Raw genomic sequence first — 14,397 nt, 5'->3', positions numbered from 1 at the left:
AAAAGACAAGCGCCGGGCATGGCTATAATCGCCGCTGGTTCCAACCCTGCCATTACCGATGAGACTGTCATGACTATTTCCCTGTACGCCGCCTCCATCCCAGTCTTCAAGCAAATGCTTAACGCCCTCAGCGATGTGCTGAACAAGGCCGAAGCCCACGCTACTGCCAAGAACATCGAACCCAACGCTCTGTTGCAAGCGCGTCTGTTCCCGGACATGTTCGCACTGGTGCGCCAGGTGCAGATCGCCGTCGACTTCGCCAAAGGCGTTTCTGCGCGCCTGGCCGAGATCGAAGTGCCTAAATACGAAGACAGCGAAGTGACCTTCGCCGACCTACAAGCGCTGATCGCCAAGGTCCTGGCGTTTGTCGACACCATCAAGCCTGAGCAAGTCGACGGCAAAGAAGGTATCGAGATCATCACCCGCCCAGGCACCCCGAAAGAGAAGCGCTTCAGCGGCCAGTCCTACCTGCTGACCTACGGCCTGCCGCAGTTCTTCTTCCACGTCACCACCGCTTACGCCTTGCTGCGCCATAACGGCGTTGAAGTGGGCAAGCGTGACTACATGGGCGCGTTCTAAGCTTCCATAAAAAAACCGGGGCAGTTCCCTCTGGAATCGCCCCGGTTTTTTTGTGCGCGAACGTTAAGCTGGTTGCTCTTCCTTGCCCAGGCACGCAGCGGCGGTGAACAGCACATCGGTGGAGGAGTTGAGCGCAGTTTCCGCCGAATCCTGCAGCACACCGATGATGAAGCCGACGGCCACCACCTGCATGGCGATTTCACTCGGAATACCGAACAGGCTGCACGCCAGCGGGATCAGCAACAGCGAACCCCCGGCCACGCCTGATGCGCCGCACGCACACACGGCCGCGACCACGCTAAGCAGCACGGCGGTCGGCAGGTCGACATTGATGCCCAGGGTATGCACGGCGGCCAGGGTCAGCACGGTGATGGTGATCGCGGCGCCGGCCATGTTGATGGTGGCACCCAGCGGGATCGACACTGAATAGGTGTCTTCATGCAAGCCCAGGCGTTTGCTCAACGCCAGGTTTACCGGAATGTTCGCTGCGGAGCTGCGGGTGAAGAACGCGGTGATGCCGCTCTCGCGCAGGCACATCAACACCAGCGGATAGGGGTTGCGGCGCAGCTTCCAGAACACGATAGCCGGGTTGACCACCAAGGCCACGAACAGCATGCAGCCGATCAACACCAGCAGCAGGTGCGCGTAGCCGAGCAGGGCGCCGAAACCGGAAGTGGCAAGGGTCGAGGCGACCAGGCCGAAAATACCCAGGGGGGCGAAGCGGATAACTACGCGCACGATCAGGGTCACGCCGTTGGAGAGGTCGTCGAGCACGGTGCGGGTGGTTTCGCCCGCATGGCGAATGGCGATGCCCATGCCGATCGCCCAGGCCAGGATGCCGATGAAGTTGGCGTTCATCAGCGCGCTGATCGGGTTGTCCACGACGCTGAGCAGCAGGCTTTGCAGCACCTCGTCGATACCGCCGGGAGCGCTGACGGCGGCGTCATGGGTGACGAGCACCAACGGCGAGGGAAACCACATGCTTGCAATCACCGCCACCACGGCGGCGGCGAATGTGCCCAGCAAATACAGGAACAGAATCGGTTTGATATGGGTTTCCTGGCCGTGTTTATGGTTGGCTATCGAGGCCATCACCAGCACAAACACCAATATCGGCGCGACTGCCTTGAGCGCGGCGACAAACACTTTGCCGATAAATCCGGTGGCTCTGGCGGCTTCAGGCAACAGCAATGCCAGCAGAATGCCGGCGATTAAACCGATGACGATTTGCGTGACCAGGCTGACGCGTGTCAGCCGTTGGAGGAGGGAAGGGGCAGGAGTCATAAACAGTTGTCTCTAGTTTTTTTAGTAGGGCGCAGCATTGCAGGCGAAAGCGCTGTAGGAAGCAGGCGGCGAGTCTAGCATGCTGTAGGACATGTCCCGTTTAGTGCGGCATTCCGTCACCCACGGCGGCGAGCCTTGTTCAACTCCGGACATACTCTGTTAAGATTCGCCCCTCTCAACTTTCCTATCCGTCAGCGGGCCCTTCGGGCTGTCGTTGATGTCGTTGTTTCTGGAGTTTTCATGCTGTTTCCCATCCTGCTGCTGTCGGCCGCCGGCTTTACCGTGCTGACCACAGAATTCATCATCGTCGGTCTGCTGCCGTCGATTGCCCGGGACCTGAATGTCAGCGTGTCCCAGGCAGGGCTGCTGGTGACGCTGTTCGCGTTTACCGTAGCGGCGTTCGGGCCGTTCCTAACGGCGTACTGCGCTCGTTTCCCGCGCAAGCGCCTGTTTATCACCATCCTGATCATGTTCGCGGCAGCCAACACCGTGGCCGCGCTGGCGCCGAATATCTGGGTAATGGCCGTGGCGCGTCTGATTCCGGCCCTGGGCTTGCCGGTGTTCTGGGCCTTGGCCAGCGAAACGGCGGTGGACATCGTCGGCCCGGAATACGCTGGGCGTGCCATTGAAAAGATCGGCTTCGGCATTGTCTGCGCCACGGTATTTGGCATCCCGGTGGGCACGCTGATTTCCGATATGTTCGGCTGGCGTACCGCGTTCGCCATCCTGGCCGTGGTGGCGTTGGCCAAGGCTTTGCTGCTGTTTATCTACTTGCCAGTGACGAAACCGAAAAACGACGAAGTGACACTGCGCTCGCAGTTCAAGATCCTGCGCAACCCCTTGATGCAGGGGCATATCCTGCTGTCGATCCTGGTGTTCAGCGGCATGTTCACGGCTTATACCTACCTGGCGGACATCCTTGAACGCCTGGCCGGTTTCGACGGGACCCTGGTGGGCTGGTGCCTGATGGGCTTTGGTGCTGTCGGGCTGATTGGCAACTCTTTGGGCGGCCGCGCTGTGGATCGCCACCCGTTGATCGCGTCCATGGTGTTCTGCGGTTTCATGATCGCCGGCATGGTGGCATTGGTGCCGGCGATTCACTCCACCGTCGGCCTGGCAGCAGCGATGGCGGTGTGGGGCGTGACCCAAGCGGCGATGTTCCTGGTCAGCCATGTACGACTGATGAAGGCCGCGCCCCATGCGCCGGCGTTCGCCGCGTCGCTCAACATTGCCGGGGCCAACCTGGGGATTGGCTTGGGGGCGTTGGTCGGCGGGCACGTCATCGACACCTTTGGCCTGGGCAGTCTGGGCTTTGCGGCGTCCGGGTTTATCCTGGTGTCGATCCTGCTGGCGCTGTGGCTGATGACCGCCAAACAGCCGGTCGCGTCCGGGGCCTGAGTCTTCAGGGCAGGGCGGTGAACAGCTCGCGCCTTGCCCCTTCGGTAATCGCCACGATGCCGGGGTGCTTGACCTTGCGTTCCACCGAGATCGCGTAGAACGACTCGGTGACCGCATCGGTCTGACCGATCAGCGCCACGCCGTACTGGCGCACCACCTCCTCGGCGATCACGCTGGGAGCGATAAAAATCCCGCTGCCGGATTGGCCAAACGCCTGCATTAGGGCGCTGTCATCGAACTCGCCGATGATCTTCGGCTGGATCTGCTGCTCGGCGAACCAGCGTTGCAAGCGGCTGCGCACCACCGTCTCCGCGCCTGGAATCAATAGCGGCGCGCCGTGCAAGCACTGTGGGAAATCGCCGCCATGTTGGTCGGCCAATGCCTGAGTGGCAAAAAAGCTGATGCCACACTCCCCCAATTTCTGGCTGTAGCCCTTGATGTCGAGGTGCGACGGCATCGGGCTGTCGGAGATCACCAGGTCCAGGCGCTGGATCGCCAGGTCGGCCAACAGGCGTTCGAGTTTGTCTTCGCGGCAGGTGATGCGCAGCGGCTCGCTCAGCTCCATGGTCGGTGCGATCAGACGGTAGACGATGGACTTGGGCACCACATCCGCCACACCGACCCGGAACACAATCTGCTGTTGATCGGGTTGCGCGCGCAGCATTGCTTCCAATTCATTGCCGGTCTGGAACATGTGCTCGGCATAGGGCAGAGCCTGGCGCCCGGCTTCGGTCAGCTCCAACTGGCGGCCGACTCGTTGAAACAGGGCGATACCGAAGGTTTGTTCCAGCAGGCTGATCTGCCCGCTGATGGTCTGGGGCGTGAGGTTCAATTGCTCACAGGCGCGCACAATGCTGCCGGTTTTGGCCACGACCCAGAAGTAGTGCAATTGTCGGTAATTGAGCATGGCAGCCATCACTTCGTAAAAACCGAAGTATATGCTAGAAAAATACGAATTTTACTGAAGTGTTCGCGTGCATAGAATGCCTCGCTATCGCGGGGCCACTATTTGGACCCAATGGTTCTAACGAGGAATACATGATGAAGCTCAATTCCCTGGGCGCGGCATCGTTGCTTGCGCTTACCTTGGTAATGATCAGCGGTTGCGATCAGGTCGAGAAAAGTGCTCAGCAGGTCTTGGGCAAGGCCACCGAGTCGGCCAAGCAAGCCATCGATGACACCCACAAGGCTGCCGAGCAGGCATTGAGTGAAGCGACACAAGGCCTTATCAGTCCGCAAAAAAAGGACGATCAGGAAGAAAACGAGTCTGACTCGAACAGTAAAGAAGCTTAATTTCCCGGCACAACCTCAGGACTGACCTATGGATTACCTTTTACAACTGGCCGCCAGCCCCACCGCCTGGGTTGCACTGGCCACCCTGATCGTCATGGAAATCGTGCTGGGCATCGATAACCTGATCTTTATTTCGATCCTCACCAACAAATTACCCGAGCAGCACCGGGCCAAGGCACGGCGCATCGGTATCAGCATGGCGCTGATATTGCGCCTGGGCCTGTTGAGCACTATCGCGTTTATCGTGCAGTTGACGGCACCGGTGTTTGAAGTACTCGGCCAGGCGTTTTCGTGGAAGGACATGATCCTGATCGCCGGTGGTCTGTTCCTGGTGTGGAAGGCCACCACCGAGATCCATCACAGCATGGACCCGGAGCCTGAAGAGAAAGCGTCGGTTGGCAACACCGTGGCCATTGGCTTCGCCGCGGCGATCGGGCAGATCCTGCTGCTCGACCTGGTGTTCTCCATCGACAGCATCATTACCGCCGTGGGCATGACCGAGCACTTGCCGATCATGATCATTGCCGTGGTGACCTCGGTGATCGTGATGCTGGTGGCGGCTGAGCCGTTGGCCAAATTCATCAACGACAACCCGACCGTGGTGATGCTGGCCCTGGGCTTCCTGATCATGATCGGCATGACGCTGATCGCCGAAGGCTTCGGCGCCCATGTGCCTAAAGGCTACGTGTACGCAGCCATGGCCTTCTCGGCGGCCATCGAATGCTTGAACATCGCACGACGCAACCGTCACAAGCGTTTGCTCGCTGCCCGCCAGTAATCGCTGAAACCTGAAAGCCGGCTGTGCTCGCAAGCGCCCAGCCGGCTTTTTGCTGTCTGGTAGACTCCCCCCACTTGTTACTTTGAGGTCCACCATGAACCAGCCGATTCGCCTTACCCAGTACAGTCACGGCGCGGGTTGCGGTTGCAAGATCTCGCCCCAGGTATTGGAAGTGATCCTTGCCGGCAGCGGCGCACAGAACCTCGACCCCAACCTGTGGGTCGGCAATGCCTCGCGGGACGATGCGGCGGTGTATGCCATCGACGACGAGCGCGGTGTGGTCTCCACCACGGACTTTTTCATGCCGATTGTCGATGATCCCTTCGACTTCGGCCGCATAGCCGCCACCAATGCTATTAGCGACATCTACGCCATGGGCGGCGACCCGTTGATGGCCATCGCCATTCTCGGCTGGCCGGTTAACGTGCTGGCGCCGGAGATTGCCCGGGAAGTGATTCGCGGTGGCCGTTCGGTGTGCGACGCCGCCGGTATCCCCCTGGCAGGCGGCCACTCCATCGACGCGCCGGAGCCGATCTTCGGCCTGGCCGTGACCGGCATCGTGCAAAAGCGCCATATGAAGCGCAACGACACCGCCACTGCTGGCTGCCAGCTGTACCTGACCAAGCCCTTAGGCATCGGCATCCTCACCACTGCCGAAAAGAAGGGCAAGCTGCGCGAGGCTGACATCGGCCTGGCCCGCGACTGGATGTGCACCCTCAACAAGCCCGGTAGCCGTTTCGGCAAGCTGGCCGGCGTGACAGCCATGACCGACGTCACCGGTTTCGGCCTGTTGGGCCATCTGGTGGAAATGGCTGACGGCAGTGGCCTGACTGCACGCATCGAATATGAAAAAGTCCCACGCCTGCCCGGGGTCGAGTACTACCTGGACCAGGGTTGCGTACCCGGCGGCACCTTGCGCAACTTTGACAGCTACGCCAGCAAACTCGGGCGCGTGCAGGAGTTGCACAAGCGCGTGCTATGCGACCCGCAGACCAGTGGCGGGCTGTTGATCGCCGTCACCCCCGAAGGTGATGCCGAGTTCCATGCCGTGGCGAAGGAACTGGGCCTGAGCCTGGAGCCGATCGGCGCACTGGTAGAGCGACAGACCAACGCGGTAGAGGTGTTTTGATGGCAACTGACATCACCGATTACCGCGACATTTTCCTCAACGACCGGCCGATGATGGATACCCGCGCGCCGGTGGAGTTCATCAAGGGCGCGTTCCCCGGCGTCGTCAACCTGCCGCTGATGAACGATGACGAGCGCCAGCGCGTCGGCACTTGCTATAAGCAGCAAGGCCAGCAGGCGGCAATCGTCCTTGGGCACCAGTTGGTCAGCGGCAAGGTGCTTGAAGAGCGCCTGGCACGTTGGACCGAGTTTGCCCAGGCCAACCCGGACGGTTACCTGTATTGCTTTCGTGGCGGCCTGCGTTCGCAATTGGTGAAACAGGTGCTCAAGGACGAGTCGGGTATCGACTATCCGCGGATCGGCGGTGGCTACAAGGCCATGCGCACGTTTCTGTTGGAGACCGTGGACCAAGCGGTCGAACAGTGTGATTTCGTGCTCTTGGGCGGCCTGACCGGCAGCGGAAAGACCGAGGTCATCAATCAGTTGAACAATGGCCTGGACCTGGAAGGCCACGCCAATCACCGTGGTTCCAGCTTCGGCAAGCGCGCCACCGGCCAGCCGTCCAACATCGACTTCGAAAACCGCCTGGCAGTGGACGTTCTGAAAAAGCGCGCACGTGGCATCGAACAGTTTGTGCTTGAGGACGAAAGCCGCATGATCGGCAGCTGCGCCTTGCCGCTGAACCTGCACCGGGGCATGCAGGTGTATCCAATGGTGTGGCTGGAAGAAAGCCTTGAAAACCGCGTAGAGCGGGTATTACGCGAGTACGTGACCGATCTGTGTGCGCAGTTCTCCGTAGCGTTTGGCGAAGCGGGTTTCGAGCGGTTTGCCGAGCGTCTGACCCAGAGCCTGGCCAATATCCACAAGCGTCTGGGGGGCGAGCGCTATCAGCGTTTGCACGCGTTGATGCAAGCGGCCCTGGCTGAACAGGCCCGCAGCGGTAGCGTGGATTTGCATCGGGGTTGGATCGTGGGGTTACGTGAGTACTACGACCCTATGTACGCGTTTCAACGTGAGAAGAAAGGTGCACGGATCGAGTTTGCCGGGGAGCAGGCAGCGGTGGTGGAATACTTGCGCGAGCGTGGGGCTCGCTCGCGCAACCGCCATCAGCCTAACCACATAACTAAAGAATGACCGCCCCGATCAGCCCACACACCACTCCCACCAGCATGGTCAACCCGGCCACCGTCACCAGCACCCGCGCATCGAAATCCTTACGCAGCATCAACAGCGACGGGAGGCTTACGCTCGGCAGGGTCATCAGCAAGGCCACGGCCGGGCCGGTGCCCATGCCCAGGGCCATCATGGTTTGTACGATGGGGATTTCAGCCGCTGTAGGAATCACAAACAACGTGCCGACAATCGCCAGCGGCACCAGCCATACCAGGCTGTTGGCCATGGCGCCGTCCACATGGGGGAACAGCCATACCCGCGCAGCACCCAGGATCAGCACCGCCAGGATGTAGATGGGGATTGTGTTCCAGAACAGCTGCCACAGGGTGCGCAACCAGCGGCTCAGGAAAGGTTGCGCCTCGATGGTGCTGACGTCGGCGACAGCGTCCAACGCCGCTTCAGGCATCTGGTCCGGGCGAGCAATGCGCTGCGCCACCAACGACACGCCCACCACCAGCACAATTCCCGCCACCAACCGCAACGCGGTAAATCCCCAGCCGAGCACAAAGCCCATGAACACCAGGGTGGCAGGATTGAGCACCGGGTTAGCAATCCAGAAAGCGAGCGCCGCGCCCACCGACACCTGCTGGCGCCGCATGCCCGCCGCCACCGGCGCCGCGCAGCAACTGCACATCATCCCCGGCAAGGCGAACAACCCGCCGCGCACGGTCGAACCGAGGCCTGCACGGCCGAACAGGCGCAGCAGCCAGTCACGGGGGATCAGCACTTGCAGCAGCGAGCCCAGGATCACCGCCAGCACCGCGGCTTTCCAGATCGCCAGGAAATACACCTGGGCATAGGCCAGCGCTGCCGCCAGGGGCGAGCTTTGTTGATCGTTGAGAATCGAGGCGCCGATGCTGTGATTGTCGGCCGCTACAAATGCCTTGAAGTAGTAGGGCGACCACTTCACGTAATAGAGGCCTATGCAGGCCACCAAGAGGAACAGCGCTGGTTTCCACCAGAACGACCAGCCCCGTACGGGCTGGGTGGAGGAGAGCTTAGACATGCTGATGATCCGCCGGTGAGTCAATAGCGACGCATCATACGCTGTCAGCTATCGGCACTCACCTGTGTCGGTTCCGGGCAGGTTTCATCGCCGTCGTTCAAGCCCTGCTTGTAGTTGCGGCTCAGCAGCGAGGCCTTGCCGTTGTGCCAGGTCAGCGTCAGTACATACAGCGTGTCGTAGTCACTGCCCGACCAATCGTCGGTAATTGTGTGTTTTTCGCCGGACGCTTCACTCGCCACCTTATTGATCAACTCCGGCAGGTAACCGTGGGACCAGGCGGTGTAGATGGTGGCGTTGTGGTATTTGTCTTCGACCAGCTCATCGGCGAGGTCGCTGGTGTCATTCGCCGAGAATTTGATATTCACCGGCAGGCCCAACTTGATGGCGCTGGGGCTGATGGTCATGAGTGGGCGGATGTAGCTGTAGGAATTGTCCAGCTCACCTTCCTCGACATTGCGCGTCGGGTTGGCAGCAAACACAAAGTTGGCCTTGCCGAATTTTTCCGGCAGCAGGGTGGCCAGGTTCATCGCGCGGTTCAGGCCCTGGCAATTGAGCTGGCCGAGTCCGCCGGCGGGTTTTTCGCCGTGGCGCAGGAACACCAGGGTTTGCACACCGTCCACCGGTTGGGCGCGGCTTTCACGGGCATCGAGGGCTGCAACCATGGCGCCGCTGACCAGCAGCAGCGGCAACATGACATACGAATAGTGTTTGAGTCGTTGCACAAGGCGCAGAGGCTTGATCTTCATTATAGGTTCGAGTCTTCGTGCGTCACGTTAAGGCGGACAAGCCTGGCCCCAATGACGCCGGTGGCGTCCTGCGGTATTCCGTGTCGTTATAGCGAGGCGCCTCCATTCACCGTTTAAGCGCACTTATGAGTGCCGGCAGGCGTATTGGTTCGCCTGCGCGGGATAATAGCCCGCTAATGTTGCGCATTGATGACCCATGCAGGACACCGGGGAGATGTCTATCATGGGGACTTTCTGCCTAGCCAGGTATTTCCTGATGAACCCACTTGCCGCATTCCCAATCAATAGCAAATGGCCTGCCCAGCACCCCGAGCGCTTGCAACTGTACTCGTTGCCCACGCCCAACGGGGTAAAAGTCTCGATCATGCTCGAAGAACTGGGCCTGCCTTACGAGGCGCACAAGGTCAGTTTCGAGACCCAGGACCAGTTGTCCCCCGAGTTCCTGTCCCTGAACCCCAATAACAAAATCCCCGCGATCATCGACCCCGACGGCCCGGCTGGCCAGCCGTTGGCGCTGTTTGAATCCGGCGCGATATTGATCTACCTGGCAGAAAAAACCAGCCAGTTGCTCTCCGAAGATCCTGCGACACGCTATGAAACGATTCAATGGCTGATGTTCCAGATGGGCGGCATCGGCCCGATGTTTGGCCAGTTGGGTTTTTTCAACAAATTCGCCGGCAAGGCCTACGAAGACAAGCGACCCCGCGACCGCTACGCCGCCGAATCCCGCCGCCTGCTCGAAGTCCTGGAAAAACGCCTGCTCGGTCGCACCTGGATCATGGGGGATGACTACAGCATCGCCGACATTGCTACCTTCCCATGGATTCGCAATCTGATCGGCTTTTATGAATCGGGCGATATCGTAGGCATCGCCGACTTCCCTAACGTACTGCGCGCGCTGGACGGTTTTGTTGCCCGCCCGGCAGTGATCCGTGGCCTTAATATTCCGAGCTGAAGCATGCCGACTTTCGATTTCAAACAACTGGATGTGTTCAGCCGCGTGTCGCTCAAGGGCAACCCGCTGGCGGTGGTTTTGGGGGCCGACAGCCTCAGCGATCAACAGATGGCGGACTTCGCTAAATGGACCAACCTCAGTGAAACCACGTTTTTACTCACGCCGCGCGATCCTCGTGCTGACTACCGAGTGAGAATTTTCACCACTGTGCATGAGCTGCCGTTTGCCGGGCATCCGACGCTGGGCAGTTGCCACGCGTGGTTGACGGCGGGCGGGGTGCCCAAAGGCGAAGAGATCATCCAGGAGTGTGAAATCGGCCTGGTGCGAATCCGTCGTCAAGGTGATGAACTGGCGTTTATCGCGCCGCCGTTGTTGCGTTCGGGGCCGCTGGAGGAGGACCTGCTGGAGCGTATTCGCCTGGGGTTGGGCCTGGAGCCGGGCTGCATCCTACGCAGCCAGTGGGTCGACAATGGGGCGGGGTGGCTCGCCGTGATGTTGGCGGATCGTGATCAAGTCCTGGCGTTGCAGCCGGATTATTCACAGCTGAAAGGGCTGGCCGTAGGCGTGATTGCCCCCTGTAACCCTGAACAAGACGACGTGGATACCCAATTTGAAGTGCGTGGCTTTGTCGCAGGCGACGGCGCGCCGGAGGATCCGGCCACGGGCAGCCTGAATGCAGGCGTTGCCCAATTGTTGCTGGGTGAAGGCCTGGCGCCGGAGCGCTACGTGGTCAGTCAAGGCACAGCCATGGGGCGCGCGGGGCGTATAAGCGTCGAACGCCAGGGCGATGAAATCTGGATCGGCGGCGCTGTTGCGGTGTGTATCGAAGGGCGTCTACAGCTCTAGATCAATACATTATTACGAGCGTCGCAATACACTGTTGGCCCCTTGGTATTTGTGCTGCCGGGGCCTGGGGGCATAAGCTTTCGCCCCAAAGTTTTAGCCTTTATGTCAGGAAAACCATGACCAGCCAGTTCCCCCAAGCCCGCCCACGCCGCCTGCGCCGCTCTCAGGAGCTGCGTGGTTTGTTCCAGGAAACCGAGTTCACCCTCAACGACCTGGTGCTGCCGATTTTCGTTGAAGAAGAAATCGACGACTTCGTACCGATCACCAGCATGCCGGGTGTGCAGCGCATCCCTGAGAAAAAGCTCGCTGCCGAGATCGAGCGCTATGCCCGTGCCGGTATCAAGTCGGTGATGACCTTTGGCGTGTCTCACCACCTGGACGCCAACGGCAGCGATACCTGGAAAGAACGCGGTCTGGTCTCGCGCATGTCCTCGATCATCAAGGACGCCGTGCCGGAAATGATCGTAATGTCCGACACCTGCTTCTGCGAATACACCGACCACGGCCACTGCGGCGTGATGCATGGCGCCCATGTCGATAATGACGCGACCCTGGTCAATCTCGGCAAACAAGCCGTAGCCGCCGCCCGCGCCGGCGCCGACGTGATCGCCCCGTCGGCCGCCATGGACGGCCAGGTCCAGGCCATCCGCCGCGCGCTGGATGACGCCGGTTTCATCCATATCCCGATCATGGCCTACTCCACCAAATTCGCCTCGGCCCTCTACGGCCCATTCCGCGAAGCCGGCGGCAGCGCCCTCAAAGGCGACCGAAAGAGTTACCAGATGAACCCCATGAACCGCCGCGAAGCCGTGCGCGAATCGCTGCTCGACGAACAGGAAGGCGCTGACGCTCTGATGGTCAAACCGGCCGGTGCCTACCTCGACATCATCCGCGACATCCGCGAAGCCTCACGTCTGCCGGTGGCGGCTTACCAGGTGAGCGGTGAGTACGCGATGATCAAGTTTGGTGCCCAGGCGGGTGCGATCGATGAGGATCGGGTGGTGCGTGAGACGTTGGGTTCGATCAAGCGCGCGGGTGCGGATTTGATCTTTACTTACTTTGCGATGGACTTGGCGTTGGCTGGGATCTGAGGGCGGCGTTTAACACTGTGCGAAGCAACCTCTTGATGTGGCGAGCGAACTTGCTCGCGTTGGGCTGCGTAGCAGCCCCCCATACCGACACTACCGATCTACCTGAAGAACTGCAGTGTCATAACCAGGGCCGCTTCGCGGCCCGTATTAGCAGATCTTTCTAATTAATCAGGTTGTTTAAGACTTTCACTACTTCATAAGTTGATATTTAGGTCGAATTATTTTTCGAGTAAGTAATTATCAAACTTTCGGATCACATGCTCCAGCCATAGTGGCCCGGTTGCCCATTGATAGGGGTAGTAATAGAAACAATATTGTTCGTGCAATAGATTTTCCTGGAATTCTGATTCATTCGTATAAGAAGCGATAAGGTCTAAGATTTCATTTCGCACCGTCAATATTACATCTTTAGAAGATTCGAGCAGAAACGTGTCGATTACCTCGTCTGCCGAAGCATGATCTTCCGGCCAGTCTTGATTGAAATAGCCACCGAAAAATTGCTGAAGCTCAGTTAATTGGTTGTTCATTTTTCTATTGGATATCCAGTTAGGAGGAGGTAACCATCCGGCATTTTAGATTTGCGCTTCAAAACTAATATGAATTTATAGACGGATACTGACTCTGTTGTGCCTTTTATTAAACTGAGTCCTACCGTCTGGGTCGAGTGTTCTCTAATAATGTGTTTGTCTTTATTTTCTTTCAAAAATTTGGATATTTCCTCGTGGCGAGAAATCAAGGTTTTAGAAACAAGGCTTTCTGCTTCCTCTAAAGTTCTGAATGTCGATGCTGCTGGTATATTTGACTCTAAATCAATTGCGCTCGCTGGCGTATCACCAAGTCGATTGGTCTTCGAGGCTTGCCTTTTGCAAGTCTTTTTTCCATATGTCGATGGCTAAACGGTAGATTTCTGAGAAAAAAACTCGGGGGTTATCTATCTGGTTTTCATCCCAAGCCATTGTTGAATGGTCCTCTGGGTTATCCTCAAAGTATGAGTGGAAATTGTAGTTTTTGGTATTTAAAGCGAGCGATAGAGTTTCCACTAATTTGTATCTGTGACGATAAGAGAGTTTGTTGTACGGATCTAGGCAGTATTTCAGTATGAGGTTTTCCCTGTCTTCAATATTGTTGGGGTCGTAGCGGGCGAGCTCTTTTCCCTTAGTTTCTTCTTGGTCGTAAATATCAAAAATCCCCACGAAATAGTACAAGCTGGCGTCGAAAGGTATTTGGTCTGAAAAAGGGTGAAATAGCATTTGTTCCTCCTTGATAGGACATAGAGTAAAAGGCGTACCGATTTTACTTGTTGAGTCGGATGATTATGGAGTTGGCAAAGCGTGGATTTGACGTCACACGGGGCGAACTCGGCGGATGGGCCTTTGTAGTGAGCAGGCTTGCCCTGCGCTGGGCTGCGAGCAGCCCCTAACTTGGCGACGCCGTTCCACCTGAGCGCCGCATCGTCCTTAGGGGGCGCTTCGCTGCCCTGCGTAAGCCTGCTCATCACCGGGAGGGGGAGTCGTCAGGATTGTTGGCGTAATGCTTCAGACTATTAAGAAGGATTCGCATAAATGCCCGCTGGTCAGTTACATCGTGGTTGAAGTAAGTCGTCATTTTTTTAAAGACTGCGTCGAAATTGTCGTTAACAGATAGGTAGTGCTCTATCGAGTCAATGAACCACTCTTGTTCTAGCTTTGTATAAGTCAAAAATTCTGGTTTTGTCAGTTTGTCGAAAAGCTCGGTAAGCTATTTTTATCGTTTATGTTTTTTGAAGGAATAAGTTTTTCCCTCCCCGAGTCATCCGTATTTCGATGTTGTAGGTAAATAGCAGGCTGCGCAGGATAGAAAGTTTAACGTGGTATTTCATGGCAGTGTTCCGTATAGGTGGTAACTGGGTTGCTGTGTCTTTTCTTTTTTTCCATACTCAAATTTGTTTTTTTTATAGCACTCTCCGATTTTTTTTCATCTTCATAGACTCACGAGATTTTCCGAGGTTGGTACAACCCAAACCTGACGTCTCCGATCTACCTGATACACCGCATCTGCCTGAAGGGGGCTGCTTCGCAGCCCGGCGCAGGGCAAGCCTGCTCACCACAGCGACTGCGATTTGTCAGTGGGAGTGGCGGTGT

Annotated in this window: 16 protein-coding genes; 9 read left to right on the top strand and 7 right to left on the bottom strand. The window is 58.0% G+C overall.

Annotated features, from left to right (window positions below; genetic code table 11):
- Positions 1 to 69: 69 nt before the first annotated feature.
- The gene (locus BW43_RS15150; protein ID WP_032886679.1) at positions 70 to 579 is read left to right on the top strand and encodes a DUF1993 family protein; all 510 of its coding nucleotides are present in this window, start codon (positions 70 to 72) and stop codon (positions 577 to 579) included.
- Positions 580 to 642: 63 nt separating this feature from the next.
- On the opposite strand, the gene sstT is transcribed toward BW43_RS15150, so the two are convergent.
- A complete protein-coding gene (gene sstT, locus BW43_RS15155; RefSeq protein ID WP_032886678.1) occupies positions 643 to 1,863 on the bottom strand; it encodes a serine/threonine transporter SstT in 1,221 nt (406 codons plus the stop codon).
- Positions 1,864 to 2,103: 240 nt separating this feature from the next.
- Here sstT and BW43_RS15160 point away from each other — a divergent pair, with 240 nt between their 5' ends.
- The gene (locus tag BW43_RS15160) at positions 2,104 to 3,261 is read left to right on the top strand and encodes an MFS transporter (protein WP_032886677.1); all 1,158 of its coding nucleotides are present in this window, start codon (positions 2,104 to 2,106) and stop codon (positions 3,259 to 3,261) included.
- A 4-nt stretch (positions 3,262 to 3,265) separates the two neighbouring features.
- Here BW43_RS15160 and nhaR read toward each other — a convergent pair whose 3' ends face one another.
- On the bottom strand, positions 3,266 to 4,168 hold the full coding sequence (nhaR, locus tag BW43_RS15165) for a transcriptional activator NhaR (protein WP_032886675.1): 903 nt from the start codon (positions 4,166 to 4,168) through the stop codon (positions 3,266 to 3,268).
- Positions 4,169 to 4,302: 134 nt separating this feature from the next.
- Between nhaR and BW43_RS15170 the strand changes: the two genes are divergently transcribed.
- From BW43_RS15170 to mnmH, 4 genes are all read left to right on the top strand, one after another.
- A complete protein-coding gene (locus tag BW43_RS15170; RefSeq protein ID WP_032886673.1) occupies positions 4,303 to 4,554 on the top strand; it encodes a hypothetical protein in 252 nt (83 codons plus the stop codon).
- Positions 4,555 to 4,582: 28 nt separating this feature from the next.
- Positions 4,583 to 5,332 carry a TerC family protein gene (locus BW43_RS15175; protein WP_032886672.1) on the top strand — a complete coding sequence of 250 codons (750 nt, stop codon included), beginning with the start codon at positions 4,583 to 4,585 and terminating at the stop codon, positions 5,330 to 5,332.
- A 94-nt stretch (positions 5,333 to 5,426) separates the two neighbouring features.
- Complete coding sequence (selD, locus tag BW43_RS15180) at positions 5,427 to 6,461, top strand: selenide, water dikinase SelD (RefSeq protein WP_032886671.1); 1,035 nt, start codon at positions 5,427 to 5,429, stop codon at positions 6,459 to 6,461.
- The gene (mnmH, locus tag BW43_RS15185) at positions 6,461 to 7,594 is read left to right on the top strand and encodes a tRNA 2-selenouridine(34) synthase MnmH (RefSeq protein ID WP_050442829.1); all 1,134 of its coding nucleotides are present in this window, start codon (positions 6,461 to 6,463) and stop codon (positions 7,592 to 7,594) included. Before selD ends, mnmH begins: the two co-directional genes overlap by 1 nt.
- On the opposite strand, the gene BW43_RS15190 is transcribed toward mnmH, so the two are convergent.
- Both BW43_RS15190 and BW43_RS15195 read right to left on the bottom strand, forming a co-directional pair.
- Entirely contained in the window at positions 7,584 to 8,639 is a 1,056-nt protein-coding gene (locus BW43_RS15190; RefSeq protein WP_032886670.1) for a permease, read from the bottom strand. The two genes, mnmH and BW43_RS15190, sit on opposite strands and share 11 nt — an antisense overlap.
- 44 nt (positions 8,640 to 8,683) lie before the next feature.
- Complete coding sequence (locus BW43_RS15195; protein WP_032886668.1) at positions 8,684 to 9,385, bottom strand: hypothetical protein; 702 nt, start codon at positions 9,383 to 9,385, stop codon at positions 8,684 to 8,686.
- Between the two features lie 256 nt (positions 9,386 to 9,641).
- Here BW43_RS15195 and BW43_RS15200 point away from each other — a divergent pair, with 256 nt between their 5' ends.
- The 3 genes from BW43_RS15200 to hemB all read left to right on the top strand — a co-directional run bounded on the left by BW43_RS15200 (position 9,642) and on the right by hemB (position 12,277).
- Positions 9,642 to 10,340 (top strand): glutathione S-transferase N-terminal domain-containing protein, encoded by a 699-nt coding sequence (locus BW43_RS15200; RefSeq protein WP_032886667.1) that lies wholly within the window; start codon positions 9,642 to 9,644, stop codon positions 10,338 to 10,340.
- A 3-nt stretch (positions 10,341 to 10,343) separates the two neighbouring features.
- Positions 10,344 to 11,186, top strand: a complete 843-nt coding sequence (locus BW43_RS15205) for a PhzF family phenazine biosynthesis protein (protein ID WP_032886665.1) — start codon at positions 10,344 to 10,346, stop codon at positions 11,184 to 11,186.
- Positions 11,187 to 11,302: 116 nt separating this feature from the next.
- Positions 11,303 to 12,277, top strand: coding sequence for a porphobilinogen synthase (gene hemB / locus BW43_RS15210; protein ID WP_032886664.1), 975 nt, complete (start codon positions 11,303 to 11,305; stop codon positions 12,275 to 12,277).
- Between the two features lie 218 nt (positions 12,278 to 12,495).
- Here hemB and BW43_RS15215 read toward each other — a convergent pair whose 3' ends face one another.
- From BW43_RS15215 to BW43_RS15220, 3 genes are read right to left on the bottom strand one after another with little or no spacing between them, the layout of a single operon-like run.
- Positions 12,496 to 12,804, bottom strand: a complete 309-nt coding sequence (locus BW43_RS15215) for a contact-dependent growth inhibition system immunity protein (protein WP_032886662.1) — start codon at positions 12,802 to 12,804, stop codon at positions 12,496 to 12,498.
- Positions 12,801 to 13,073, bottom strand: a complete 273-nt coding sequence (locus BW43_RS28935) for an RNase A-like domain-containing protein (RefSeq protein ID WP_256226332.1) — start codon at positions 13,071 to 13,073, stop codon at positions 12,801 to 12,803. Before BW43_RS28935 ends, BW43_RS15215 begins: the two co-directional genes overlap by 4 nt.
- Positions 13,074 to 13,107: 34 nt before the next feature.
- Positions 13,108 to 13,527 (bottom strand): hypothetical protein, encoded by a 420-nt coding sequence (locus BW43_RS15220; protein ID WP_032886660.1) that lies wholly within the window; start codon positions 13,525 to 13,527, stop codon positions 13,108 to 13,110.
- Positions 13,528 to 14,397 lie beyond the last annotated feature (870 nt).

This window comes from Pseudomonas sp. RIT357, from assembly GCF_000632245.1.
Taxonomy (GTDB): domain Bacteria; phylum Pseudomonadota; class Gammaproteobacteria; order Pseudomonadales; family Pseudomonadaceae; genus Aquipseudomonas; species Aquipseudomonas sivasensis.
This window is presented reverse-complemented; position numbering and strand designations above follow the sequence as displayed.

Excerpts from the sequence above, each read along its gene's own strand:
- BW43_RS15150 (WP_032886679.1), top strand. The coding sequence starts at position 70 with ATGACTATTTCCCTGTACGCCGCCTCCATCCCAGTCTTCAAGCAAATG.
- sstT (WP_032886678.1), bottom strand. The coding sequence starts at position 1,863 with ATGACTCCTGCCCCTTCCCTCCTCCAACGGCTGACACGCGTCAGCCTG.
- BW43_RS15160 (WP_032886677.1), top strand. The coding sequence starts at position 2,104 with ATGCTGTTTCCCATCCTGCTGCTGTCGGCCGCCGGCTTTACCGTGCTG.
- nhaR (WP_032886675.1), bottom strand. The coding sequence starts at position 4,168 with ATGCTCAATTACCGACAATTGCACTACTTCTGGGTCGTGGCCAAAACC.
- BW43_RS15170 (WP_032886673.1), top strand. The coding sequence starts at position 4,303 with ATGAAGCTCAATTCCCTGGGCGCGGCATCGTTGCTTGCGCTTACCTTG.
- BW43_RS15175 (WP_032886672.1), top strand. The coding sequence starts at position 4,583 with ATGGATTACCTTTTACAACTGGCCGCCAGCCCCACCGCCTGGGTTGCA.
- selD (WP_032886671.1), top strand. The coding sequence starts at position 5,427 with ATGAACCAGCCGATTCGCCTTACCCAGTACAGTCACGGCGCGGGTTGC.
- mnmH (WP_050442829.1), top strand. The coding sequence starts at position 6,461 with ATGGCAACTGACATCACCGATTACCGCGACATTTTCCTCAACGACCGG.
- BW43_RS15190 (WP_032886670.1), bottom strand. The coding sequence starts at position 8,639 with ATGTCTAAGCTCTCCTCCACCCAGCCCGTACGGGGCTGGTCGTTCTGG.
- BW43_RS15195 (WP_032886668.1), bottom strand. The coding sequence starts at position 9,385 with ATGAAGATCAAGCCTCTGCGCCTTGTGCAACGACTCAAACACTATTCG.
- BW43_RS15200 (WP_032886667.1), top strand. The coding sequence starts at position 9,642 with ATGAACCCACTTGCCGCATTCCCAATCAATAGCAAATGGCCTGCCCAG.
- BW43_RS15205 (WP_032886665.1), top strand. The coding sequence starts at position 10,344 with ATGCCGACTTTCGATTTCAAACAACTGGATGTGTTCAGCCGCGTGTCG.
- hemB (WP_032886664.1), top strand. The coding sequence starts at position 11,303 with ATGACCAGCCAGTTCCCCCAAGCCCGCCCACGCCGCCTGCGCCGCTCT.
- BW43_RS15215 (WP_032886662.1), bottom strand. The coding sequence starts at position 12,804 with ATGAACAACCAATTAACTGAGCTTCAGCAATTTTTCGGTGGCTATTTC.
- BW43_RS15220 (WP_032886660.1), bottom strand. The coding sequence starts at position 13,527 with ATGCTATTTCACCCTTTTTCAGACCAAATACCTTTCGACGCCAGCTTG.